The sequence below is a fragment of the Pararhizobium sp. genome (assembly GCF_035497515.1).
Taxonomy (GTDB): Bacteria; Pseudomonadota; Alphaproteobacteria; order Rhizobiales; family Rhizobiaceae; genus Pararhizobium.
The window spans coordinates 16,473-40,683 of record NZ_DATJDJ010000123.1 but is presented as its reverse complement, the minus strand read 5'-3'; the positions used below and the strand labels follow the sequence as shown (position 1 = coordinate 40,683).

The following is a 24,211-nucleotide window of genomic DNA, read 5'->3' as shown; positions in this document are numbered from 1 at the left end:
GTGGCGGGGAGGGTACGCGCTAGATTAAGGCAATCGGGCGAAACGGAAAGGGCAAAAGATGGTCTTGCACTGTTCGCCGGTCATCATTCCTTGGCCAGCACGATGACGCGGTCGCTTGCGTCGTAGAGCAGCTTTTCGGATTTCGACGGATTGACGACAACGCCGCCGAGACGGCGCGGATCCGCGTCACCCTCGCGCTGGCGGCGATAGCCGATCGCCACTTCGCCACGGCGCAGCGCCGCAAGGCACAGCGTGTAGAAGGTTACCGGTTCGCCGATCGCGACATAGTCGCTGACCGGGCGCATGTAGATTTCCGACCCATCTTCGTCGAGCAATTCGTCGAAGATCGCCGCCATGCGCTCGTTCTCCGACGCCTGCGCCAGCATCAGGCTGACCAGCTTGTTGCTGACGACGAAATCGTCGGCGCGGGTGACTTCCGCCAGTTCGCGGTTGCGCACATCCGTCATCTCGCTGACGACGCTGATATGGCGGCCCGCCTTTTCGGCGATCTTGCGCAGTTGCAGCAGCGTCACCAGTGTGCGGGTGTCAGCCGGCTGCGGGGCCATGTGGTCGCTGTAACCTAAAACCAGCACATGGTCATAGCTCGGAATATCGAGCGCATCGAGTTCGGCGCGGCTGCTGGTGTCGATGATGTGGCGATCGATCGCCATATTGCGGTTGGCGACGTCGAGCGCGGCGATCTCCGCTTCCAGCTCCGGCGTGTCGCCGGCGATGGTCAGCAGGGAGCCGGGTGCGACATAACGCGACAACTCGTAGGCGATGATTGGTCCGCGGCGGTTCCAGCCGAGAATGAGGGTCCGTTCCGGAGCCTGTCCGCGCGCCTCGACGGGTAGGATGGCTTGCTTTTCGATGCGGATCTCATTGTTGCCGGATTTGATCGCGGCGTCGTCCTCGGCAATGATGATGGCGCGCTCGCCTTCCTTGAACACTCGGCTCGGCGCCGGGTTGAGGTGCACCTTGCCCTCTTCGTCGCAGAGACCGATCAGCGTCGATGTCTCATACGCCATGACGGCAGCGGCAAAGCTCTTGCCGGTGAGGTTTGGCTGCGTCAGGGTGTAAATCTCGCATCCGTCGAAATCGAGCAGTTCGGAATAGACGGCGCTGAGGCCCGACTGGCGGCTGGAATGGACGACGATGCGGGAGATCAGGTCGTCGGCGAGAATGAGCTGCAACTCGCTGCCGCCAACGATGCGGGCGACATCGGCATTGCTGCTGTCGCGAATTTCTGCGGCGATCTGATAGGGCTTTGCCCGCCGGTCGGGGCCGTTGACCAGCGCCAGCACGCTCTTGATGACCTGTGAATCCGGATCGTCACCTTCCGGTGACAGCACGATCACCGAGCGCGACGTCTGCGGGTTGACGATATTGAGGTCGTAGAGGTCGGTCGGATCGCCGCTGCGGCAGATGATCTTGGTGTTCTTCAGATCGGCCACCTTGGTGGCGATTTCATCCTCCATTTCCACCTTGTCCTTGGCGGCCATGATGACGATACGCGGCTTCTTGCGGCTGGTGTTGGCGATGACGAGCTCTGAAATGACGTCGAAGATCGAGGGCGACCAGTTGAGGATGATGGTGTGGTCGCTCTCCAGCACCTGGGAGCGGCCCTTGCGCAATTCATCCAACTTGTTTTCCAGGCCGGCACTGAGCACGCCGATCAGGGCGGAGAAGACGAAGATGCCGGCGATCGTGACGAAGAGGGAGACACCGCGAAAGCCCCAGCCGACGTCGCCGCCCATCGCTCCGGCATCCATGGTGCGCATCAGCGATTCCCAGGCACCTTCGATGAAGCTGACCGGTTCTCCGCCTTCCGGCGCGATCTGGGTTATCGCCAGGAAGGCGCCGGCGAGGATGATGACAATGAGAGAAATGACTGCCAGCCAGCCGATCAGGGCGATAGGGCCTGCTGCCATGCTCTTGTCGAACGCATAGCGCAACCGCGCGCCCCATGCCGTACCCTTGCTCATTGATATTCCCCCTGACGCCGCAATATGGCAGTCATTTTCGAGTCGCAGATATTCCCAATATAATCAACAGGTTTGGACGGCTGAAACGCGAATTCGCATAGGGATGTTCGCGGCGCGTTTCGCTGCAAACTTGCAAATCCATTTTCGCCGGTCTTTTCCGGACGGCGGTTTCTGCCGGAAAAGCCTTTCAGTATCCGCCGGAGCATTGCCAGCGGATCACCTGGCAATTGTAGGAGTGACGCGAGCAGGCCGCGACTGCCGCGCGCTGCGCCTGCCGGTTGTTTTGCGCCCAGTCGGCGCCCCAGCCGCCGTCCGGTCCTCTTGCGAGCGCGCCGCAGCTGTTCTTGAACCAGATCGCCACGCGGCAATCGCCGGCATTCTTGTAGCAATAGGATTGGGCCGCGTCCTCGGCTTCCCGGCGGGAGCGGTAATCGTGCGACCAGCCGGTTGCGCCGGTTGCGGGCGACAGCGAAATCGCCCCGAAACTGTCGGCGCGTGCAGTGGCGATACCGCCGGTCAGGCAAACGACGGCCGCAAGAATGGTTTTCGTCGCCCAATTAAATGCGCGCATGCTCTTATCCCCGATGCTTCCAGCATGATCCTCGACCCGATCCTGATCATCAGCAACGGCTGAACAAGAACCTTTATTCAGCCGGATGCGATGCCCCCAATTTTGGTGCAGGCACGCATGTCGCGCAGGCGTGATCGAGGCCGGGAGAAAGACGTTCGACTTTTGCCAATGATTGGCTAAAGTCGCGCCAATCGCAGCCGGAATTCGCTGATGTCCCTTCGCCTCGCCACCTTCAATATCGAAAACCTGATGAGCAGGTTCGATTTTTCCGGCTTTCGCAACCAACTCAAGCAGGATCGCGTGCTGCGGTTGTTCGACGTGAAGAGCGAGGCGGAATACCAGCGGCTGGAGGAAGCCCGCACGATCGCCCATACCGACGACACAAGGCAGATGTCGGCCTTGGCGATCGCCGACTGCGACGCCGACATCCTCTGCCTGCAGGAAGCCGACAACATGACGGCGCTGCAGGCGTTCGAATACGGCTATCTCTTCCGCATGGTCGGCAATGGCTACCGGCAGAAATATCTCGTCGAAGGCAATGACAGCCGTGGCATCGATGTGGCGGTGCTCGTGCGCGAGGAGACGCGCGACGGGCAGAAGATCGAGTGCGTCGAGGTCAAATCCCATGCCGGCCTGACCTATGCCGATCTCGGCCTGTTCAACGACGCGCTGGCCGCCACTAACCGGCCGGGCGACAAAATCTTCAAGCGGGACTGCCTGGAACTCGATTTTCGCATCGGCGGCCGGCCGTTCACCCTGTTCGTCGTCCATTTCAAATCGATGGGGCCGGCGCGCGACGGGGTGGACGGACGCACCGCGACGATGCCGGTCAGAACGGCGGAAGCGACCGCCGTCCGGCGCATCATCGAAAACCGGTTCGGCCCCGGCAATCTCGCCGGCAAGATGTTCGCTGTTTGCGGTGACATGAACGACTATCAGGAGCGCGTCGATGTGCTGGGCGACCGGCGCAACGGCTACAGCTTTGTCCCGAAGCAGGAAACGGTCAGCGCGCTCGATGTGTTCAGCCATGACGGCTTCGTCGAAAACGCCCTTCGCCGCCGCCCGGAACTGGATCGCTGGACCCTGTTTCACAGCCGTGGCCCCGAGGAGCGGCATCTCTGCCAGCTCGACTATATCTGGTTGTCGAAGGCTTTGGCCGAGCGCAATCCGGCAAGCGTGCCGGAGATCATCCGAGGCGGCCAGCCCTACCGCACGATCTTTCCAAAGGGGCAGGAGGTCGAGCGCTATCCGCGAACCGGTTGGGATCGTCCCAAGGCATCCGACCATTGTCCCGTCGTCATTTCCCTCAACGTGTGAATGCGTCCATGCATGATCTCAAGTCGAACCTGACCACCAACATGTCCGAATGGCCGCCGGAACGCAGGATTTTTCCCGTGACCGGTATCGAACTGCGTGTCATGGACGGTCCCCATCCGTATTGTGTTTCCGCACAGGAAGCGATCTCTGCCAACTGGGCTGAGGAGATTGCGGCCAATCCCGCGCTTTACGATGGCCGCATGCTGCTGCCGCGTGCGATCACCATCGAGAACGGTCATATTCGCGGCGAAAGCCATATCGTACCGTTCTCGGCTTTCCTGCTCTGGCGCAAGACCCGTCCGGTCGCTTCCGCGCTGCACCTGTTCGGCCTGCCGGTGATCATGTCTTCCGATGATGCCGTCATTGCCATCCGCATGGGCAAGCACACGTCCAATCCGGGTCGCGTCTATTGCGCGGCGGGCTCGCTCGACCCGGAGGATATTCGCGACGGTATCTGCGACATGGATGGCAACATGGCACGCGAGGTGCTCGAAGAGACCGGCATGGCGCTTGCCGATGCAAAGAGCGTGTCGGGATTCCATGCCTTGCATGACCGGGGCGTGATCACTGTTCTGCGCGTCTACCGCTTTGCCGAGACCGCGGACGCGCTGATCGCGCGCATCGGCCGCCACGTCGCCGAGGACCCGGAGCCGGAGATCGACGAGGCGCTGGCGATCCGCAGCGCCGAGCCGGGGCTGCACACCTATCTGCCCTTCATGCCGCCGATCCTAGAATGGGTTCTGAACGGCGGACGGTGATGGTTTGCGCTTGCCGCCCGTTGTTTGGCGTGCAAGGTCTGTGGCCAAGGAAACAGGCAGGGAGCTGATGGTGGCACGACGCTACGCAATCTACGATGTTTTCACCGCCAACAGGCTGGAGGGAAATCCGCTGGCCGTGGTCTTTGACGGCGATGGCCTGAGTGACAAGGCCATGCAGGCGATTGCCGGTGAGTTCAACCTGTCGGAGACGGTCTTCATCACGCCTGCAGAAAACTCCGCACATACCGCACAGTTGCGGATTTTCACCCCAGGCTACGAATTGCCCTTTGCCGGTCATCCGACCGTGGGAGCGGCGATTGCGCTTGCCGAGGAAGCGCGCAAGACCGGCGAGGGCGACTACGATCTCGTCCAGATGCTGGAGGAAAATGTCGGACCGGTACGCTGCGCCGTTCGCCACAAGGCGGGATCGGCGACTTTCGCGGAATTCGACGTGCCGCGAAAGTCGGAGCAACTCGAGGCCCGGTTCGACCGGCAGGCGCTCGCCGATGCCTTCAGCCTGAAGGCGACGCAGATCGGTTTCGAGAACCACGTGCCCTCGTTCTGGAGTGCCGGCGTGCCATTTGTGATGGTGCCCGTGCATGATGTCGCCGCCGCCGGCGCGGTGGACTTTGATGCGGCCGCCTGGGAGCAGGTGACGCCGATGGCGGAAGGCCGGCTTGCCAGCGCCTATGTTTACTGTCGCGGCGGGGTCAACCACATCGCGCGCTTCCATACGCGCATGTTCGCGCCGGCCATGGGGATCACCGAGGACCCGGCAACCGGGGCTGCGGTCGCCGCCTTTTCAGGTGCCATCCATCATTTCGACCGGCTGATCGACGGCCATCATCCCTTCCTGATCGAACAGGGCGTGGAGATGGGGCGCCCATCGCTGCTGCATCTGCATATCGACGTTGCCGGCGGTGAAATCACGGCTTCACGGATCGGCGGGCAGGCGGTGAAGATCGCGGCAGGTGAACTTTATCTTTGAAAAACAGGCCTTAAACCGCCCACACAGATTTTTTTGCAAAATCCGAAAGAAAATCGCCTGGGGAACTGGACAAGCCAGGCGAAGGCCATTATACGCCCCATCAGACCACGGCAACGGCGGTCTTGAGGCCGCAGCGAAGCGGTTCTGGCGGGTGATTAGCTCAGTTGGTAGAGCAGCTGACTCTTAATCAGCGGGTCGTAGGTTCGAACCCTACATCACCCACCATTTTTCTCTTTTAAGACCAATGGTTATGCTGATAAATTAAATCAGCATAAACACAGACAGCCCCAAAATCACCAGCAAATCACCGGAATTTTGTTGACAGGATTTCGACGTCATTTCTGCGTTTGTCAACGAATTGTGGATAACCGGATTGGACCTGACCATGGGGAACTTGCTTCAAGAGATTCGCGACAACCGTCCGCTCTGGCTGTTGGCCATGGTGCCCGTCCTCTTCATTGTCGATCATCTGGCGCCCAACGCCCACACGCTGCTGTTCGTGCTGTCGATCCTTGCGATCTTTCCGCTCGCTCTGCTTCTCAGTCATTCGACGGAAGCCGTGGCGGGCAGGATGGGCGATGCCACAGGCGGTCTTCTCAATGCGAGCCTCGGCAACCTGACGGAACTGGTCATTGCGCTGACGGCCCTGCGCGCCGGGGAATACGCCTTGGTCAAGGCGTCGATTGCCGGCGCGATCGTTACCAACACGCTGTTCATGCTCGGCGCTTCCTTCCTGCTCGGCGGGCTGAAACACCGCGTGCAGGAGTTCAACCGGGTGAACGCGCGCTTTCAATCGAGCCTGCTTTTCGTCGCCACGGTCGCCATCCTGATACCTTCGGCGGTGACCGCTGCGGATTCGATCGCCATGTCGACCTTCACCCGCCAACTCAGTGTCGGCCTCTCCATCCTGCTGATTGTCGTCTATGGCCTGGGCCTGCTCTTCTCGCTGAAAACCCACAAGGAAATCTTCGGCCAGCAGGAAGAGCAAGGCGGCGAGCATGCGCCGCTCGGCGCGGCATTGGCGACGCTGGCCGGAGCGACGGTCCTGGTGGCGCTGGTCAGCGAAATCTTCGTCGAATCCGTCCAGCAGGCGGCCGTCTCGTTCGGCATGACACCAGCCTTCGTCGGTTTCATCATCGTCGCGCTGGTGGGTGGTGCCGCGGAAATGGCATCCGCCTTTTCCGGCGCCCGCAAGAACCGTCTCGATCTCAGCGTCGGAATTGCGCTTGGCAGCGCTTCGCAGATCGCGCTCTTTGTCGCCCCCGTCCTGGTCCTTGTCAGCTATTTCATCGGACCGACACCGATGGACCTGGAGTTCTGGCCGGGCGCCGTTGTCATGATATTCCTGGCGGCGATGACCGTCGTGCTCGTCACGGCCGGCGGCCACTCCACCTGGTTTGTCGGCGTGCTCCTGCTGATGGTCTATGTCATCCTGGCCATGACGCTTTATCTCCTGCCGCCACAGGTCCAGTGACGGAGCGCCACTGAAACGGCCTCTGTCAATCCATGATGTTATAGTCGCAGTCCACGTAAAGAACCTGTCCGGCGATCGTGCGCGCGTGTCACGAGCGCCCACGGCGAGATGACTTGTGCACGAATGTACCTTGGGCCAAGTTCTGCGGCGAGATAGCGCAAAGCACCCTCGAGGGCAGCCTTCGCGCGGCACGTCGACAACCCGGCCGCCCAGCGTGGCGACACGCAGTCGGCGAATTTGGCACGTTCGCACAATCCTCAGGCTGTCTGCGACGCCTTCGGCGAAGGCTATTTCTATATTCCGGGGATCGAGACCTGCCTGAAGAGCGGCATCGGCCAGGGCTGGGAGGCGTGATAACGCACGCGACCGCGCTTCGACTTAATCAAGCTGAACTCGGTTGTGAAAATCTGCGATACTGATGATTGCGACGACAGGTTCATATTGTGCACGGTGCGCGAGGAAAGAGAGAAAGCAGCCTCCGACTCGCCTGAATTTCAAGAAATTTCGTTGGGAATCATTGGGTTTCCCACCTTGCAAGACGTTTGCAACCGTGTATCTTGTCATTGATATTTCGCATTATTTTGCAACTATAACGCAAATGACTGTCCATTACCATGCATTTGGGCCCCGGAAGCAGAGTGGCCCTCCCCCTGCGATGAGAGAAAAGGCACCATCATGATCGACTGGTTTGTCAACACGCTTCGCGCCTATCCGGAAATTGCGATCTTCCTGTCCCTGGGCCTCGGTTATTATTTCGGCTCCTTCACCTACAAGGGGCTGGGGCTCGGCGCGGTGACGGCGACGCTGATCGCCGCCGTGCTGATCGGCCAGTTGGGCATAACGATTTCCCCACCGCTGAAGCCGTTCTTCTTCCTGATGTTCCTGTTCGCCGTGGGCTACGGCGTGGGGCCGCAATTCGTACGCGGCATCGCCAAGGACGGGATTCCGCAGGCGGTGTTCGCCGTTGTCGTCTGCCTGTTCTGCCTCGGCGCAGCCTATTTCGGAGCCCTCATCGCCGGTTACGACATCGGCTCGGCCGTCGGCCTCTACGCCGGTTCGCAGACCATTTCGGCCTCGATGGGTCTTGCAACCGATGCCATCAACCGCCTCGGCCTGCCGCCGGAAGAGAGCAAGGCCATGCTCGACGCAATGCCGGTCGCCTATGCTGTCACCTACATCTTCGGCACTGTCGGTTCAGCCATCGTTCTCGCCCTTCTCGGCCCGGCCATGCTCAACATCGACCTGGAAGCCGAATGCAAGCGCTATGAGGAAGAACACGGCGGCAAGAAGGAACTCGGCGGCGCCGGAACCGCATGGCACAATTTCGAACTGCGCGCCTATCGCGTGAAGGACGGCGGCCGGATCGTCGGCATGACCGCGCTTCAGGCGGAAGGCCTGTTGCCGTCCGAGCGCGTCTTCATCGGACGCATCCGCCGGGGAGGCGTGGTCACCGACGCGACGGCGGAGACCGTGATAGCCGCGGGCGACGTGGTCGCGGTTGCCGCGCGCCGTGAAGTCCTGGTCGACCTGATCGGCAGCGTCGCCGACGAGGTCGACGACCGCGAACTGCTCGCCGTTCCCGCAAACGGCGTCGATGTTTTCGTCACCAACAAGGACGCCGACGGCAAGACGCTGGCCGAACTCGCCACCCGCCCGGCGGCGCGCGGCGTCTTCCTGCGCAAGATCGTGCGCGGCGCCACCGCAACGGAAATCCCCATCCTGCCCAATACTAAGGTCCATCGCGGCGATATCCTGACAATCGTCGGCCGCACGCAGGATACCGACGCCGCGACCAAGGATCTTGGCCGTCCGGATGCGCAGACCGATATCGCCGATGTCGCCTTCATCGGCGCGGCGATCTTCATCGGCGCCCTGATCGGCGCGCTTACTTTCAAGGTCGGCAGCGTTCCGCTCACCCTGTCGACCTCCGGCGGCGCGCTGGTCTCCGGCCTGTTCTTTGGCTGGCTGCGCTCCGTGCGGCCGACTTTCGGCCGCATCCCGTCACCGACTGTCTGGTTCATGAATTCCGTCGGCCTCAACGTCTTCATTGCTGTCGTCGGCATTTCGTCGGGCCCCGGCTTCGTCGCCGGTCTGCAGCAGCTTGGCTTCAGCCTGTTTCTCTGGGGCATCGTTGTCACGACCGTGCCGCTGGTTCTGGCCATGTATGTCGGCAAATACGTCTTCAAATTCCACCCGGCTATCCTGCTCGGCGCCTGCTCCGGCGCCCGCACGACGACGGCTTCCCTCGGCATGATCAACGACCGGGCAAAGAGCCAGATCCCGGGCCTCGGCTATACAGTCACGTATGCCGTCGGCAATACGCTGCTCACCATCTGGGGCATGGTCCTGGTGCTACTGCTCGCCTGAGGGCGGCAGCGTCGATACCGACGGGACGGCGAAGGGGGCGGGGGCGGTCTACCCGCCGGCTATGTAACCCCGGTTTCAGCTACCGGCCCATGCATTCAATCTTCAACGGATCGTGCGGCGCCGGCCTGATCGGAAAGACCCGCCTCTGATCGGAATTTTAAAATAAAACCATATTGGGAGCATGCGATGTCAACCAAGACCGCGAACGTCAATCAGTTTCTGCTCATGCATTCTGGCCGCGCCGACAATTGGCGCGAGGTCACGACACTGGCGGATGCCTGGGCAGCCGGTCGGGGCGAACGGGCGGCGCTTGAGGCGGCCCTGGCGGGGATCAGCGCGATCGAGGAATACAATGCCTATCCCGGGACACGGTTGCTCGAGGCGCTGAACGAACGCATCGTCACCGGCGATGCCGGCGGCGCGGCGAAACTCGCAAGACGCATCTCGAACGGGCTGCTGACACATGCCTATCGCGGCCGGCCGTCGGAATGGGACGTGCACGACACGATGTCGCCGAACGAAGTAATCGACATCATGCCGCCCGCGACGGGAGAAGCCGCCGGCCGCCGGCCCTATTTCGAGGTCCTCTTCGTCAACAGCCAGCCGGCGGCGCGCTGGCCGGCGCTGGCGAACGAAATCCGCCGGCTGCGGCGCTCCGAGGACGGCTTCATCTATGAGCCGGTTTTCGTCGGCTCGTTCGAAGACGCCATTTGCGCTGCCGCGCTGAACCCGGACATCATCTCCGTCGTTCTGGCCGAGGGCTTCCCGTACCGCTCGCGCCACGACACGCCGGTGCTCCGCTCCGTGCTCGATCCGCTCGGCGAAACGGAAGGTCCGGACATGTCGGCGCTGCGCCTTTCGCGCGCGTTGAAACGCATCCGTCCGGAGCTTGATGTCTATCTCCTCTCCGATCGCCAGGTGGAGAAACTGGCGGGCGATTCGGCGGCGGATGCGGTACGGCGGATTTTCTACGCTGTCGAGGAGCCGCTGGAACTGCATCTTGCCATTCTCGAAGGTGTACAAGCACGCTTTGAAACACCTTTTTTCGACAACCTGAAGAAATATGCGCGCCGTCCGATCGGCACATTCCATGCGCTTCCGATCGCCCGTGGAAAATCCGTCTTCAAGTCGGACTGGATCCGCGACATGGGTGAGTTCTATGGCCTCAACCTGTTCCTCGCGGAAAGCAGCGCCACGACCGGCGGCCTCGACAGCCTGCTGGAGCCGACCGGGACCATCAAGCGTTCGCAGGAAATGGCCGCGCGCGCCTTCGGTGCCGATCATGTCTTCTTCGTTACCAACGGTACGTCCACCTCCAACAAGATGGCCGTGCAGGCGCTCCTCGCGCCCGGCGACATCGCGGTGGTCGATCGCAACTGCCACAAGTCCCACCATTACGGCATGGTCCTGACCGGCGCGCAGCCTTACTATGTCGAAGCCTTTCCGATGACGGAATATTCGATGTATGGCGCGGTCCCGCTCGCCACCATCAAGAGTGCGCTGTTGGCGCTCCGGGCGGAGGGACGGCTCGACCGCCTGAAACTACTCGATCTCACCAACTGCACCTTCGACGGCCACATGTACAATGTCCGGCGCGTGATGGAGGAATGCCTCGCCATCAAGCCGGACCTGATCTTCCTATGGGACGAAGCCTGGTCCGGTTTTGCCCGCTTCTCGCCCTTCCTGCGGCCGCGCACGGCCATGGGCGCTGCCGGCGATATCGAGGAATGGCTGCGCGACCCTGCCTCGATCAAGTCCTATGAAAAACAGCAGGCCGAGCTGGGCGACAATCCGTCGGACGAGACGCTGCTTGCCGCCCGCCTCATCCCCGATCCGCGCCTCGTGCGTCTGCGTGTCTACCAGACCAACTCGACCCACAAATCGATGTCGGCAATCCGGCAGGGCTCGATGCTGCTTGTCAAGGATGTCGATTTCCACACCGTGGAAGCCCAGTTCCACGAGGCTGTCTTCACCCATGCCTCGACCAGCCCGAACCAGCAGCTGATCGCAAGCCTCGACGTGGCGCGGCGGCAGATGGAACTCGATGGTTATGGGCTGGTGATGAACGCAATCGAGATTGCGTTCAAGATCCGTCAGGCCGTCAACGAGCACCCGCTGATCTCGAAATATTTGCGCGTCCTCGGCGCCGACGAGATGATTCCGGCCGCCTACCGCCAGTCCGGCTTCAAGGACTATCTGGCACCCGGCACCACCTGGGCGACCGCCGTCAAGGCGATGCGGGAAGACGAGTTCTATCTCGATCCCACCCGCATGACGCTGGTCTGCGGCACCGCCGGCTTCGACGGGACACAATTCAAGGGATTGCTCGCCAGCGAGTTCGGCATCCAGATCAACAAGACCTCGCGCAACAGCGTGCTCCTGCAGTCGAACATCAACAATACGCGCAGCGACGTCGCGCATCTCATCCGGGTCCTGGTCGAGATTTGCCACGGCATCGAGAAGCGCCTGGCCGACGGAGGCGAAGAGGGGCTGGTAGCCTTCGCGGCGCGGGTGAAGTCGCTGATGACCGATGTACCGGACCTTCCGAATTTCAGCCGTTTTCATGAGACCTATCGCGGCGATGCCGGCAAGACGACCCCGGAAGGCGACATGCGAACCGCCTTCTTCAATGCCTATGACGCTTCCCTCTGCGAATATGTGCCGCTGAACGGCGCCGAATGCGACCGGCGCTTGGCGGAAGGGCCTGACATGGTCTCCGCCAACTTCGTCATCCCCTATCCGCCGGGCTTCCCGATCATGGTTCCCGGCCAGGTCCTGACCCAGGAAACCATCGATTTCATGCGCAAGCTCGATGTGAAGGAGATTCATGGCTACGAGAAGGCCAAGGGGCTGAAGCTGGTCAAGCCCGACGCCGTCGCCGCCAAGCCGCGGCGATGACCGCCCGCCAGACGACGGGAATGGGGGAGCGCCGCGAGATCATCCCGGCGCTTCCCGGCTTCGTCGGCACTTGCATCGCGTATGCCGTGAAGGACTTCCCGGCCGGATGCGCGACCATGTCAGGCCGCTATCGACGAGACCGCAGCGCTCAGGGATCAAGGAGGGGCTAGTTCGGTATGGTTTGGGTCGAGAATTTCCTGGTCAGGTATCCTGAGCTTGCCGTGTTCCTTGCCATCAGCATCGGATACCTGATCGGCAGCTTCAAATTCGGGGGTTTCAGCCTCGGCCCCGTCACGGGCTCTCTGTTTGCCGGCATCCTGATCGGTCAGTTCGCCCATGTGCCAATCGCCCCGATGGCGAAATCCTTCCTGTTCCTGCTGTTTCTCTTCGGCATCGGTTATTCGGTCGGGCCACAATTCCTGCAAGCCCTCAAGCGCGATGGGTTGAAGCCGGTCCTGCTTGCTCTTGTCGTCGGTATCACAGGGCTTCTGACGGCGATCGTCGTTGCCAAGTTTCTCGGCCTCGATCCGGGTTTCGCGGCCGGGATGCTCTCGGGCGCCCTGACCCAGAGCCCTGCCATGGGCACCGCCACCGAAGCGATCAATGCGCTGCCTCTGCCCGATGCCGATCGTGCGCTCTTCGTTGCCCATGTCGCCGTCGCCGATGCCGTCTGCTACGTCTTCGGCGCGCTCGGCGTCATCCTGTTCTGCAGCGCGGTTGGTCCAAAATTGCTGGGCGTCAATCTGGTCGAGGAAGCCATCCGGCTAGAGAAGGAGTACGGAATTGTCCGCAAGCCGAGCGGGATCGCCTCGGCCTGGCACCGGTTCGAGATGCGGGCCTATCGGATTGCGGAGGGTGCACCCGCTGCGGGTCTGTCCATCGCCTCCGCCGAGGCGACCTTTCCCGAGCACAGGTTCTTCATCCAGCGCGTCCGGCGTGGGGATACGATCCTTGAAACGGCACCGGATATCATCATCAGCCCTGGCGACATCGTCGCCGTGTCGGGATCGCGGCAAGCGCTCATCGGCATCCTCGGAACCCGCGCCGACGAGGTCGAGGACCGGGAGCTTCTCGACGTGCCGGTGTCGGTCGTCGACGTGCTCGTGACGAGCCCGGATGTAAAGGGCCGAAACCTTGCCGACGTGGCGAAGGAGAGCTGGACGCGCAGCCTCTATCTGCGCGCCGTCAGCCGCGGTGGTCACGACATTCCGCTCGCCCCCGGCATCACCATCGAGCGCGGGGACATCGTCAGCCTGGTCGGGCCGGAAACCGTGGTGTCGGGCGCCGCCAAGCGGCTTGGGGTCATCATCGCCCCGACGACAACGACGGATTTCTTCGTTCTTGGTCTGGCAATCTTCCTCGGCGGCCTTGTCGGCGTTCTCGTCGCCTTCCCGATCGGCGACATGCGGATTTCGCTGAGCACCAGCGTCGGCACCCTGATCGCCGGACTGATTGTCGGGCATCTGCGCACGCGCTTTCCGCTCTTTGGCCGGATACCGGATGCGGCCGTATCGCTGATCACGGCGCTTGGCCTTGCCGCCTTCGTCGGCATGACCGGCCTGCATGCCGGACCAGTGTTCTTCTCGGCCATCGCCGAGGCCGGCGCAGGTCTTCTGGTCGGCGGCATGATCGTGACGCTCACGCCGATGTTCCTGGGGCTCTATTTCGGCCGCTACATCCTGCGCATGAACCCTATTCTCCTGCTTGGCGGATTGGCCGGGGCGCAGACCATGACAGCCGGCATGGCGGCCGTCCAGGACCGGTCGGGAAGCAGCATTGCCGTGCTCGGTTATACGCCGGCCGTCCCGATCGGCCATATCCTGCTCACAACCTGGGGAACCGTGATCGTCGGCGTCATCGCCGGCGGCCACTGAATGGCGGCGGCACAGCGCGCCGCGACGACCACCTGCACCAGCCGCTGCGGCGGCCTCTGAAGCTCATGAGGAGGACTGAAACATGACCGCGATCGACTACAAGAAATTCGAGAAGATGAGTCCGTTCGAGATCAAGGACGGCTTGATGAAGCTCGCCAAGCGCAGTTCGGCGAAATCGGCGCACGCGCTGCTCAATGCCGGGCGCGGCAATCCGAACTGGATCGCGACAGCGGCGCGCGAAGCCTTCTTCCTGTTCGGCCAGTTTGCGCTCACCGAGTGCCGGCGCACGATGGACAATCCGGTTGCCGGTCTGGCCGGCATGCCGCAACCCAAGGATATCGCCGCCCGGCTGTCGACCTGGCTGGAAAAACGATCGGAAGAGCCCGGCGCCGACTTCATCGCACGCATGGTCGATCATGGCGTCAAGGCCTTCGGTTTCGACGCGGATGCCTTCGTGTTCGAACTCACCGATTCCATTATCGGCGACAATTATCCTGTTCCCGACCGCATGCTGGTGCATGCCGAGCAGGTCTCGCATCGCTACCTGATGTGGGCGATGGGTGCGGACACTTCGCTCTCGGGCAAGTTCGACCTCTATGCCGTCGAAGGCGGCACGGCGGCGATGTGCTACATCTTCAAGTCGCTGATCGCCAACCGCATCCTGAAGAAGGGCGACACGATCGCCATGGGCACGCCGATCTTCACGCCCTATATCGAAGTCGCCGAGTTGGAAGACTATGCCTTTAACGCGGTTCATATCCGCGCCACGCAGGAGCATCGTTTCCAGTATTCCGACGAGGAAATCGCAAAACTCGAGGATCCCAAGATCAAGGCCTTCTTCGTCGTCAATCCGGGCAATCCGACATCCATGGCGATCGACACGGCAACGCTGAAAAAGCTGGTCGATCTCGTCAAGACGAAGCGCCCCGACCTCATCATCCTCACCGATGACGTCTACGGCACCTTCGTGCCCAACTTCCGTTCGCTGATGTGCGAATTGCCCTACAACACGATCGGCGTTTATTCCTATTCGAAATATTTCGGCTGCACCGGCTGGCGCCTCGGCGTCATCGGTATCCATGAAAAGAACATTCTCGACGACATCCTGGCCAAGCTCCCGGACGACGAACTGCAGGCACTCGACAAGCGCTACATCTCGATCACGCTGGAGCCGCGCAAGCTGAAGATGATCGACCGCATCGTCGCCGACAGCCGCGACGTGGCGCTCAATCACACGGCCGGCCTGTCGCTGCCGCAGCAGGTGATGATGACCATGTTCTCCATCGGCGAACTGATGGATACCGAAAAGATCTACCAGAAGGCCTGCATGGATATCTGCAAGACGCGCGTCGATACCCTGCTCGAGGGCCTGCCGCTCGATCTGCAGCCAAACCCGAACTTTTCCGGCTATTACGGCACGATCGATTTCGAGTTCTGGCTGCGCCACTATGTGGGCGAAGACATGGTCACCTGGCTGAAGAAAAACGTCCATCCGCTCGATCTCGTTTACCGCCTGGCGGAGGACCATTCGATCGTGCTGCTGAACGGCGGTGGCTTCGACGCGCCGAACTGGAGCGTGCGCGTCTCCTTCGCTAACCTTGCCGACGACGCCTACGATGATATCGGTCGCGCGGTCCGCGCCGTCGGTCGCGGATATGTCGATATGTTCAATGCCACGAAGGGCAAGTAAGATCAGCAACAACAGGGCCCGATGCAATTATGCGTCTCGCAAGCCTCGTGCGAGACGCAACCTTTTAACGACTGCGCATACAAGTGTGGGTTACGGCCGGGGCGCGTCGTATCAACTCATGCGATGCGTGATAACTACGAGTTGTTGCCGGTCGGTTTCTATAGCGGATTGCCTTTTTGACCTCGGCCTGTTCTCGGCATTTTTAGCGGTTTTCAAGTTGTAGAAGGGGCATGGTTTTCCTCCCATCGAGTAGCCGCAGTCATCGGCTTTCTGTGGAGTTGGCCACAATGAGTTCGGCCAATATGGAAGCAGTTGCCGCGTCGGAGCGCCCAAGGTCACGGACGCTTGACATATGGTTGCCTCCGCTGATTATCCGGTTGGACACGACGAGGCCTTGCTTCTCCAAGCATGTGGCGAACGCCTTGGCTTGTCGATGGAATGGTGCGGTTTCGTTCTCACCGACCGCGATACTCACGCTGCACCCGGCATGATATGCGTGTAGCATTGGAGAAAACTCAGCCACCTCCTCATCGGTAATTCCGATTTCCGGAGCTAGAAACGAACCCTGCAAAGGCGCAAGGTCATAAATTCCACCAAGCAGGAACGCTGCCCGCACTTTTGGATCAGCAGAGTCTTGCCGAAGCAAAAACGTCGCCAAGTGGGCGCCGGCGGAATGCCCGCTGACAGTCAGTTGCTCAACGTCTCCACCGTAACTGGATATGTTATCCGTGACCCAGCGCTTAGCGCGCTGGATCTGATCGATAATTGCATTCATGCGGACGGCTGGCATCTTTGCATAATCGACGATGACCGCGATGGCCCCCGCGCGGGTGATCGTTGTGGCGACGGAAGAGTAATCCTTCTTGGAGAACATTCGCCAGTAGCCGCCATGAATGAAGATGTGTACCGGAAGCTTCTCTCGAGCACAGGCTGGGAGGAAGATGTCCAGTGTCTCGCCATCTCCCGTGCCGTAAGGAATGTCTGCCACCATCGGCAGTTCGTCGCGTGTTCTGGCGCTCTCCGAGACAATTTCTGCAACAATCTCGTCGAAATCCGCCACATGGGATCGGGTTCGAAACGGGTCCATCTCCACCATCACATCTCCGGTTCAGAAGCTTGTTGCGATATATTTAGCTTCCATGAATTCGGCAATGCCGTGGTGCTGACCGCCTTCGCGGCCAAGACCACTCTGCTTCACCCCACCGAAAGGCGCCGCAGGATCGGAGACCAGCCCTCGGTTCAGGGCAATCATGCCAGCCTCGAGGTTGGTGGAGACGCGAAGGCCGCGAGCGACGTCACCGGTGTAGACATAGGCGGCCAACCCATACTCCGTGTCGTTCGCGCTGGCGACCGCTTCTTCTTCAGTCTCGAAGCGATAGAGAGGGGCGACAGGCCCAAAGATCTCCTCATGCGCCATCTCGGAGCTGGCACTGACCTCGACAAGCACCGTTGGCGGGTAAAAGAAGCCAGCGCCCGCTGGCGTTTCACCACCGCAGAGCGCACGAGCACCTCTAGTCTTCGCATCCTCGACCAGGCGGCCAATTTTCTCGACCGCCTTTCTCGTAATCATCGGGCCGCAGTCAGTTTGGCCGTCGACGCCCGACCCTACCTTCAGCGCGGCCATGCGTTTGCGCAGGCCTTCTGCGAATGCATCATATATGCCGGATTGGACATAAAAGCGGTTTGCAGCGGTACAGGCTTCCCCCGCGTTGCGCATTTTAGCGATCATGGCCCCGTCGAGGGCGGCCTCAAGATTGGCGTCATCAAACACCAGGAATGGTGCGTTTCCGCCAAGCTCCATCGAGCAGGAGATGACGTGCTTCGCCGCCTCCGCCAGCAGGTGGCGTCCGACCCCGGTCGATCCGGTGAAAGAAAGTTTTCTCACTCGGGGATCGCCCAAGACTTCGGCAGTGATCGACCCCGGATCACTTGTGGTCAGGACGTTGACCACGCCGGGCGGAACTCCGGCTTCTTCATAGATCGCTGCGAGTGCATAGGCAGTGAGGGGCGTCTCGCTTGCGGGCTTGAGTATGACCGTGCAACCTGCGGCGAGGGCGGGCGCAATCTTGCGGGTAGCCATCGCTGCCGGGAAATTCCACGGCGTGATCAAAAGGCATATTCCGATCGGCTGGTAATCGACGATGATACGGTTGGTCCCGGATGGGGCGATGCCGAACTCCCCGGTGATGCGAACCGCTTCCTCCGCGTTCCAGCGGAAGAATTCGGCCGCGTACGCGACCTCACCGCGTGCATCGCGCAATGCCTTGCCGTTTTCCATCGATATCAATGTCGCGAGCATCTCGGAGCGCTCAATCATCAGTTCAAAGCAACGCCGCAGGATTTCCGAGCGTTTGCGGGGAGGGGTCGCCCGCCACAAGGGGGCTGCACCTGCAGCGGCTTGCACGCAGAGCCGCGCGTCCTCGACCGTCGCATCGGGCACGGAGGTCAACCGTTCTCCGGTCGAGGGGTCGACGATAGCGATATCGCGGCCACTATGGGACGGCCGCCAGCCGCCGTTTACATAGAGGCCTCGGGAAGCCGCGGCGATGTCCGGCATCTGATAGTCAAGCTGTGGAGTTTTCTGTGCGATGGTCATGGTTATTCCTCAAAAACTAGATGGCTGACGCGGCGAGATCGCCGTCATAGGCTGCTCGAACAAGACGTTTCATCGCGTCGAGATCGAAGGGCCGGGGGTTGTTCTTGATCAGTCTGTCGATGCCGAAGGCCTGTTCTGCGGTCCAATCGAGTTTGTCGGCTGAAAGGCCGAGATCTGCCAACGTCGATGTGATTCCAATCGCTGCGAACAGTCTGCGGATCTCTTCAATCGCGCCCTTCGCGTGGTCTTCGATGTTGGTGCCTGAGGCCTCCAGCCCAAGGGCCTTGCCGATTTCGGCCATCTCAGCACTCGCGACCGACTGATTGTAGGTCATCACGTATGGCATCATGGTCGCAACACCGAGGCCGTGCGCCGTGTGCGTGAGGGCTCCCGCTGGATATTGAATGGCGTGTGCTGCGGCAGTGCCGGCGGTGCCAAACGCGCAGCCAGCAGCCAATGCCCCCATCATCACGTCCGCGCGCGCATCCTCGTCGGAGCCATCCTTACAGGCCTTCTCGAGGCTGCGGCCCAAAAGCTTGATGGCCAGCAATGCAAAATGGTCGGTGAGAGCGCTCTTGCCTATGAATACGTTGTTTTGCGCCAAGGTGTGGTCCGTACCCCGGCGCGCCGCGGTGAACGCCTCGATGGCATGGGTCAACGCATCCGCGCCCGCGATTGCCGTCAATCCGGGCGGGCAGGTCATGGTGAGTTCGGGGTCGCAGAGCGCCGCAAAGGCAATCAGATGCGGACTGGATATACCGACCTTCAGAGTGCGTTCGGAGTCGGAGATCACCGCTACGGGCGTCACCTCGGAGCCCGTTCCAGCCGTCGTCGGCACGGCGATCACCGGGAGGATAGGCCCTGGAACCTTGAACTCGCCATAATAGTCTTTCAGCTCTCCTCCGTGGCTCAGTAGCAACGCCGCGCATTTCGCCATGTCCAGGCAGCTCCCGCCACCGATCCCTATCACCATCTCAGGCGCGAAGTGGCGCGTTTGATTGACACAAACTGCCACGGTTTCCTGCGGGACGTCCGGCTGGACGGCGCTGTACACCAGAACTTCAACAGAAGCCGCCTTCAGCCCAGCAACCATCTCAGCGAACGTCGCCGTTGCCGCGAACCGTTCGTCGGTACAAATGAGAGCTCGTTTCCCCAGTTTTGCGGCAACCGCCGGCAATGCGTGTCGCTGGCCCTTGCCGAACAGGATTTCGCGTGGAAGCCGGATGGCGGCGAAAATGGTCATCGTGCATGTCCTCTGGAGAATGATTTGTTGGAAAAAGAGAGATCGTTCAGGTTCTGCCAAAGCCTCGGCGCAATCTCGAAACCATCATCAAGCGCTTTGCGACGTCTTTGGGATGCACGGTCACCGGGCACCGCAACTGGAATGCTTGGATCGGACGGCGTCGAGGTTCGCACGAGATCAAGATAGGACGACAGGCGAAGCATCAGGTCAGGCTGGATGCCGATATCGATTGCGATAAACACATCGCCCTTGTTGCAAATCGCCTCTGCATCAAGCGTCCCCCTGACGTCCGGTGACAGGGCGGACCCAGCCAGCGCGGCGACCAGCAGTTCCAGGGCCATGCCAAGTGCGTAACCCTTGGCTTCGCCGAATGGAGCAATCGCACCCTTCATAGCCCGTTGTGCGTCGGTGGTCGGCTGGCCCGCCGCATCGCACGCCCAGCCAAAGGGGATCGACATCCCGTTTGCGGCGTGGTGGTGGATCTTCCCCATCGACACGACCCCTGTTGCAAGGTCAACCACGACGGGACGGTCCGCGGTCGGAACCGCGATGGCTAGTGGATTGGTTCCAAGCACAGCGCGCGTACCGCCGTAGGGATGGACAAGGGCTTCGCTGGACGAAAGCGCGACGCCGACCTGACCGCTTTCGGCGATCCACTCGACATAGTGCGCAAGCATTCCCAGGTGGTTCGAGTTTCTGATGCCGCATAGGGCGATCCCAGAGTTTCGAGCCCGTTCGCTCACCTGTTTCAAGGCTGAGGCAGCAACCACAGGCCCAAGGCCTCGTCGCCCATCGACCTCCAGAAACGATGACGCGCGCCAAGTCGCTTGTCCTTCGGTTCGAGGATCGATCAGGCCGCGTTCGATTCGGGCAAGAATGCGCGGCAGTCGTTGGAGGCCGTGGGAGGGATGACCCTTCATTTCCGCTTCGACAAGGACATTGGCCTGGATTTCCGCATGACGAGCGGACGCGTGCCGCTCCACCAACAGGGTGGTCGATAACCGCAATGCGTCGGCCTGAGATACCCTCATAACGTCTCCGATATAAAATCCTATAGGATATGGTATTGCATATAGGGCACCATCGTGCTAGCTCTCTGCCATGTCAAGAGGCAAGATATGCAGAGCAAAAATTCAATGAACCTGAACGAAGCGCCCGATATCAGCGGGTTCATCCAGCGTAGCAACAGCCTTGCGGGAAGCGTGTACGAGGCAATTTTCGCCCAGTTGATGTCGCTAAAAATCGCGCCAGGCGCACGTATTACCGTCGACAACATGGTGCGCGAACTCAACGTCTCGCAAACCCCGATCAGGGAGGCGCTCGGCAGGCTCGAGGGCGAGGGATTGGTCGTAAAGACCCATCTTATCGGTTACAGCGCTGCCCCGCAGATCACCCGTCGTCGGTTCGACGAACTCTATCAGTTGCGGCTGCTGCTTGAGCCAGACAGCTCCGCACGTGCGGCGGCTGCAATGGACGAGACAAAGCTTGCGGCCCTTCAAGAGGCGGCCGGCGTCATGGGGCGCCGCGAAGGCACCGACGAACGTATCCGCTACTCTACCTTTGCCCGACAGGACGCTCTCTTCCACGATAAGATTCTCGAGTTCGCAGGCAACGAGCTCATCCGCGAAACGCTGAACCATCAGCACACGCACTTCCATATTTTCCGATTGATGTTCCACTCACGGGTCACGGAGGAAGCGCTCGACGAGCACGAAGCTCTGCTGTCTGCGTTTGCCGCGGGGGATGCTTCCGGCGCGGAAAAGGCAATGCGGGTACACTTGGAGCATTCGCGTGACCGCCTGCTTCCGGCCTTCGAATGAGGGGGATGCCATGTCCGCTGTCTTGAGCCTTCACCGGGGAAAAGGCGATCTGCTGAATGGCAGTCGTCCGGAGAGCCGGCCCGTCCTGCGGGCAGAGGGGATGTCGAAGAACTATGGGCTGGTGACTGTTTTGTCCGAGGTTTCGCTCGACGTTCTTCCCAGCGAAATCCATGCCATCATTGGCGAGAACGGCGCAGGCAAGTCGACATTCATGCGGCTGCTTTCGGGCTATACGCAGCCGACGTCCGGGACCATCTCGCTCGCGGACAAAGTTGTCGCGTTCTCAAAGCCGGAGCATGCACAGCAGGCTGGCATAGTCCTGGTGCATCAGGAAATTTTGCTCGCCGACGGGCTGACGGTCGGCGAAAACTTGTTTCTCGGGCGCGAATTGATGCGCAATGGAATGGTCGACGACCGGGCCATGCGGCGTGTCGCCACTGAAAAACTCACTGAACTGGGTTGCAAGGTTTCCCCAAACGCATTGGTTCGCGACATAGCGCTCGCCGATCGACAGCTCGTCCAAATCGCCCGTGCGCTTCTCGATGATTATAAACTGGTTATTTTCGACGAGCCCACCGCGGTTCTGACGGGCGACGAAGTCGAGCGGCTCCTTGGCATCATCCTGCAGCTCAAGGAGCAGGGTGCCGCGGTCCTCTACATCAGCCACCGGCTCGACGAAGTGCAACGGCTCGCCGATAAAGTCAGCGTGCTGCGTGACGGCAAGCTCGTGGGGACCTATCCGGGCGACGGGCTCACACAAATGGACATGGCCCGCCTGATGGTCGGGCGAGACCTTGCAGCGCTCTATCCGGAAAAACGCTGCACCCCCGCAGGAGAAACCGCCCTCGAAGTCAGCGGTTTGGCAGTGCCTGGTTATGCGAAGGACATTTCCTTCATCGCACGCAAGGGCGAGATCCTCGGTTTCGCTGGAATGATCGGTGCGGGGCGGACCGAAGTGTTCGAGGGCATCATGGGCCTGCGTGCAGCTCATGGGTCGGTAACGCTCGATGGTGAACCGATCGACATCCGTTCCCCGCGCGCGGCTATGGACGCTGGCATCGGCTACCTCACCGAGGACCGCAAGGGAAAAGGCCTGCTGCTCCACGAGCGACTTGCGCCAAATTTGACACTCTCCGCTCTGGCACGGTTCCATCCGGGCTTGATGATGCGACGTGGCCGCGAAAAGACCGCGCTATTGGACGCCGTCGACGAGTACGACATCCGCCTGAAGACATTCGGGGTGAAGGCTGGGCAGCTTTCAGGAGGCAACCAGCAGAAATTGCTGCTGGCGAAGGTACTCCTGACCAATCCGACGCTTGTCGTCATCGACGAGCCGACGCGTGGCATCGATATCGCCAACAAGGCCCAGATTTACGCCTTTATCCATCGCCTCGTCGGCGAGGGCCGGACGTGCATCGTCATCTCTTCGGAAATGCAGGAGCTGATGGGCATCTGCGATCGGATCCTCGTGATGCGGGAGGGTCGCATCACCGGAGAGGTCAGCGGCGACAGGATGACGGAACATGAAATTGCGCTTCTGGCGACCAGCAATGTGTCGACAGGGGCCGAGCAGGGAGGGAACCCATGAGCGTGATCGTAGGCTCGACGCCGCTAAGGCAAGAGCGGGAATGGAACATTGGCTGGGCTGACGTGGGGCCCTTCCTGGCGCTTCTGGCCTTGCTCATCATTGGCTTCCTCGTCAACCCTGACTTTTTGTCGACGACCAACCTTGGAAACGTGATAACCCGTAGCGCCTTCATCGCCATCATTGCAGTCGGCGCGACCTTCGTGATCTCGTCAGGTGGGCTGGATCTCTCGGTCGGTTCGATGGCCGCCTTTATCACGGGCATCACCATCATGTTCATGAACGCGATGGCGCCGGAGTGGGGCGTCGCGTCTATTCCGGCCGGCATGGCAGTCGCTGTCGTCGTGGGAACCGCTTGCGGCCTCATGAACGGGTTGATCGTGACCGTCGGAAAGATCGAGCCGTTCATTGCGACGCTCGGCACCATGGGTATCTTCCGGGCATTGATCACCTATATGTCCGACGGCGGGACGATCCCGATCGACCGCAGTCTGCGGGAGGCCTATAGGCCTGTGTACTTTGGGACCGTCGGCGGAATACCGTTTCCGATCCTGATCTCGATTGCAGTTGCGGCGGTTGCGTCCTTCATCCTCTACAAGATGAAGTATGGGAGGAAATGTGCTGCAGTCGGGGCCAACGAGGACGTCGCCCGTTACTCCGGTATCTCGATTATAAAAACACGGACGATCGCCTATGCGATACAGGGCGCATGCGTTGCGATTGCCGCGATCTGCTACGTTCCGCGGCTTGGTGCGGCAACGCCCACAACCGGTGTTCTTTGGGAACTCCAGGTCATCACCGCCGTCGTTATCGGCGGGACCGCTCTGCGCGGCGGCAAAGGTCATGTCTGGGGTACGGTCGCAGGCGCTGTTATCCTCGAGCTGATCGCCAACCTGATGGTGTTGTCCGACTTCGTCTCTGAATACCTCGTGGCCGGGGTCCAGGGCGTCATCATCATCATCGCGATGCTCATTCAAAGGTTTTCGAAATAATCCGTGTCCGGACCGCACGGGTGCTTCATTGTGGGTCCAATTCTGGGAGGAAT

Annotated in this window: 19 protein-coding genes and 1 tRNA gene; 13 read left to right on the top strand and 7 right to left on the bottom strand. The window is 60.9% G+C overall.

Annotated features, from left to right (window positions below; translation table 11 throughout):
- Positions 1-83: 83 nt before the first annotated feature.
- The gene (locus VL202_RS13160) at positions 84-1,985 is read right to left on the bottom strand and encodes a CASTOR/POLLUX-related putative ion channel (protein WP_325464563.1); all 1,902 of its coding nucleotides are present in this window, start codon (positions 1,983-1,985) and stop codon (positions 84-86) included.
- A 187-nt stretch (positions 1,986-2,172) separates the two neighbouring features.
- Positions 2,173-2,556, bottom strand: coding sequence for a DUF4189 domain-containing protein (locus VL202_RS13155; protein ID WP_325464562.1), 384 nt, complete (start codon positions 2,554-2,556; stop codon positions 2,173-2,175).
- A 210-nt stretch (positions 2,557-2,766) separates the two neighbouring features.
- Between VL202_RS13155 and VL202_RS13150 the strand changes: the two genes are divergently transcribed.
- The 5 genes from VL202_RS13150 (at position 2,767) to cax (ending at position 7,093) form a co-directional block, all read left to right on the top strand.
- Entirely contained in the window at positions 2,767-3,873 is a 1,107-nt protein-coding gene (locus tag VL202_RS13150) for an endonuclease/exonuclease/phosphatase family protein (protein WP_325464561.1), read from the top strand.
- 8 nt (positions 3,874-3,881) lie between these two features.
- Positions 3,882-4,631 (top strand): NUDIX hydrolase, encoded by a 750-nt coding sequence (locus VL202_RS13145; RefSeq protein ID WP_325464560.1) that lies wholly within the window; start codon positions 3,882-3,884, stop codon positions 4,629-4,631.
- Between the two features lie 70 nt (positions 4,632-4,701).
- Positions 4,702-5,619 (top strand): PhzF family phenazine biosynthesis protein, encoded by a 918-nt coding sequence (locus tag VL202_RS13140; RefSeq protein ID WP_325464559.1) that lies wholly within the window; start codon positions 4,702-4,704, stop codon positions 5,617-5,619.
- Positions 5,620-5,768: 149 nt separating this feature from the next.
- Positions 5,769-5,844: transfer RNA gene (locus tag VL202_RS13135), tRNA-Lys, on the top strand.
- A gap of 160 nt (positions 5,845-6,004) precedes the next feature.
- A complete protein-coding gene (gene cax / locus VL202_RS13130) occupies positions 6,005-7,093 on the top strand; it encodes a calcium/proton exchanger (protein WP_325464558.1) in 1,089 nt (362 codons plus the stop codon).
- Positions 7,094-7,131: 38 nt separating this feature from the next.
- On the opposite strand, the gene VL202_RS13125 is transcribed toward cax, so the two are convergent.
- Positions 7,132-7,317, bottom strand: a complete 186-nt coding sequence (locus VL202_RS13125; protein ID WP_414692852.1) for an SDR family oxidoreductase — start codon at positions 7,315-7,317, stop codon at positions 7,132-7,134.
- A gap of 13 nt (positions 7,318-7,330) precedes the next feature.
- Here VL202_RS13125 and VL202_RS13120 point away from each other — a divergent pair, with 13 nt between their 5' ends.
- The 5 genes from VL202_RS13120 to VL202_RS13100 all read left to right on the top strand — a co-directional run bounded on the left by VL202_RS13120 (position 7,331) and on the right by VL202_RS13100 (position 15,922).
- Complete coding sequence (locus VL202_RS13120) at positions 7,331-7,447, top strand: porin (protein WP_325464557.1); 117 nt, start codon at positions 7,331-7,333, stop codon at positions 7,445-7,447.
- Positions 7,448-7,768: 321 nt separating this feature from the next.
- Entirely contained in the window at positions 7,769-9,460 is a 1,692-nt protein-coding gene (aspT, locus tag VL202_RS13115) for an aspartate-alanine antiporter (protein WP_325464556.1), read from the top strand.
- Between the two features lie 186 nt (positions 9,461-9,646).
- On the top strand, positions 9,647-12,358 hold the full coding sequence (locus VL202_RS13110) for a decarboxylase (protein WP_325464555.1): 2,712 nt from the start codon (positions 9,647-9,649) through the stop codon (positions 12,356-12,358).
- Between the two features lie 176 nt (positions 12,359-12,534).
- Positions 12,535-14,232: an aspartate-alanine antiporter gene (gene aspT, locus VL202_RS13105; RefSeq protein ID WP_325464554.1), complete on the top strand. Its 1,698-nt coding sequence runs from the start codon at positions 12,535-12,537 to the stop codon at positions 14,230-14,232.
- A gap of 82 nt (positions 14,233-14,314) precedes the next feature.
- Positions 14,315-15,922 carry a bifunctional aspartate transaminase/aspartate 4-decarboxylase gene (locus VL202_RS13100; protein WP_325464553.1) on the top strand — a complete coding sequence of 536 codons (1,608 nt, stop codon included), beginning with the start codon at positions 14,315-14,317 and terminating at the stop codon, positions 15,920-15,922.
- Between the two features lie 259 nt (positions 15,923-16,181).
- Here the strand turns inward: VL202_RS13100 and VL202_RS13095 are convergent, their stop codons facing one another.
- From VL202_RS13095 to VL202_RS13080, 4 genes are read right to left on the bottom strand one after another with little or no spacing between them, the layout of a single operon-like run.
- On the bottom strand, positions 16,182-17,018 hold the full coding sequence (locus VL202_RS13095) for an alpha/beta hydrolase (protein ID WP_325464552.1): 837 nt from the start codon (positions 17,016-17,018) through the stop codon (positions 16,182-16,184).
- A 12-nt stretch (positions 17,019-17,030) separates the two neighbouring features.
- On the bottom strand, positions 17,031-18,518 hold the full coding sequence (locus VL202_RS13090) for an NAD-dependent succinate-semialdehyde dehydrogenase (RefSeq protein WP_325464551.1): 1,488 nt from the start codon (positions 18,516-18,518) through the stop codon (positions 17,031-17,033).
- A gap of 16 nt (positions 18,519-18,534) precedes the next feature.
- The gene (locus VL202_RS13085) at positions 18,535-19,761 is read right to left on the bottom strand and encodes an iron-containing alcohol dehydrogenase (protein WP_325464550.1); all 1,227 of its coding nucleotides are present in this window, start codon (positions 19,759-19,761) and stop codon (positions 18,535-18,537) included.
- Positions 19,758-20,792 carry an Ldh family oxidoreductase gene (locus VL202_RS13080; RefSeq protein ID WP_325464549.1) on the bottom strand — a complete coding sequence of 345 codons (1,035 nt, stop codon included), beginning with the start codon at positions 20,790-20,792 and terminating at the stop codon, positions 19,758-19,760. Before VL202_RS13080 ends, VL202_RS13085 begins: the two co-directional genes overlap by 4 nt.
- Positions 20,793-20,897: 105 nt before the next feature.
- Here VL202_RS13080 and VL202_RS13075 point away from each other — a divergent pair, with 105 nt between their 5' ends.
- The 3 genes from VL202_RS13075 (at position 20,898) to VL202_RS13065 (ending at position 24,158) form a co-directional block, all read left to right on the top strand.
- Complete coding sequence (locus VL202_RS13075) at positions 20,898-21,581, top strand: GntR family transcriptional regulator (protein WP_325464548.1); 684 nt, start codon at positions 20,898-20,900, stop codon at positions 21,579-21,581.
- Between the two features lie 100 nt (positions 21,582-21,681).
- Positions 21,682-23,169: a sugar ABC transporter ATP-binding protein gene (locus tag VL202_RS13070; protein WP_325464576.1), complete on the top strand. Its 1,488-nt coding sequence runs from the start codon at positions 21,682-21,684 to the stop codon at positions 23,167-23,169.
- Positions 23,166-24,158 carry an ABC transporter permease gene (locus tag VL202_RS13065; RefSeq protein WP_325464547.1) on the top strand — a complete coding sequence of 331 codons (993 nt, stop codon included), beginning with the start codon at positions 23,166-23,168 and terminating at the stop codon, positions 24,156-24,158. Before VL202_RS13070 ends, VL202_RS13065 begins: the two co-directional genes overlap by 4 nt.
- The last annotated feature ends 53 nt before the right edge of the window (positions 24,159-24,211 follow it).

What these genes read in the sequence shown, in the direction of transcription:
- aspT (WP_325464556.1), top strand. Translation starts at nt 7,769, where the DNA reads ATGATCGACTGGTTTGTCAACACGCTTCGCGCCTATCCGGAAATTGCG.
- VL202_RS13160 (WP_325464563.1), bottom strand. Translation starts at nt 1,985, where the DNA reads ATGAGCAAGGGTACGGCATGGGGCGCGCGGTTGCGCTATGCGTTCGAC.
- VL202_RS13080 (WP_325464549.1), bottom strand. Translation starts at nt 20,792, where the DNA reads ATGAGGGTATCTCAGGCCGACGCATTGCGGTTATCGACCACCCTGTTG.
- VL202_RS13090 (WP_325464551.1), bottom strand. Translation starts at nt 18,518, where the DNA reads ATGACCATCGCACAGAAAACTCCACAGCTTGACTATCAGATGCCGGAC.
- VL202_RS13070 (WP_325464576.1), top strand. Translation starts at nt 21,682, where the DNA reads ATGTCGAAGAACTATGGGCTGGTGACTGTTTTGTCCGAGGTTTCGCTC.
- VL202_RS13075 (WP_325464548.1), top strand. Translation starts at nt 20,898, where the DNA reads ATGAACCTGAACGAAGCGCCCGATATCAGCGGGTTCATCCAGCGTAGC.
- aspT (WP_325464554.1), top strand. Translation starts at nt 12,535, where the DNA reads ATGGTTTGGGTCGAGAATTTCCTGGTCAGGTATCCTGAGCTTGCCGTG.
- VL202_RS13100 (WP_325464553.1), top strand. Translation starts at nt 14,315, where the DNA reads ATGACCGCGATCGACTACAAGAAATTCGAGAAGATGAGTCCGTTCGAG.
- VL202_RS13150 (WP_325464561.1), top strand. Translation starts at nt 2,767, where the DNA reads ATGTCCCTTCGCCTCGCCACCTTCAATATCGAAAACCTGATGAGCAGG.
- VL202_RS13085 (WP_325464550.1), bottom strand. Translation starts at nt 19,761, where the DNA reads ATGACCATTTTCGCCGCCATCCGGCTTCCACGCGAAATCCTGTTCGGC.
- VL202_RS13065 (WP_325464547.1), top strand. Translation starts at nt 23,166, where the DNA reads ATGAGCGTGATCGTAGGCTCGACGCCGCTAAGGCAAGAGCGGGAATGG.
- VL202_RS13110 (WP_325464555.1), top strand. Translation starts at nt 9,647, where the DNA reads ATGTCAACCAAGACCGCGAACGTCAATCAGTTTCTGCTCATGCATTCT.
- VL202_RS13095 (WP_325464552.1), bottom strand. Translation starts at nt 17,018, where the DNA reads ATGGTGGAGATGGACCCGTTTCGAACCCGATCCCATGTGGCGGATTTC.
- cax (WP_325464558.1), top strand. Translation starts at nt 6,005, where the DNA reads ATGGGGAACTTGCTTCAAGAGATTCGCGACAACCGTCCGCTCTGGCTG.
- VL202_RS13155 (WP_325464562.1), bottom strand. Translation starts at nt 2,556, where the DNA reads ATGCGCGCATTTAATTGGGCGACGAAAACCATTCTTGCGGCCGTCGTT.
- VL202_RS13145 (WP_325464560.1), top strand. Translation starts at nt 3,882, where the DNA reads ATGCATGATCTCAAGTCGAACCTGACCACCAACATGTCCGAATGGCCG.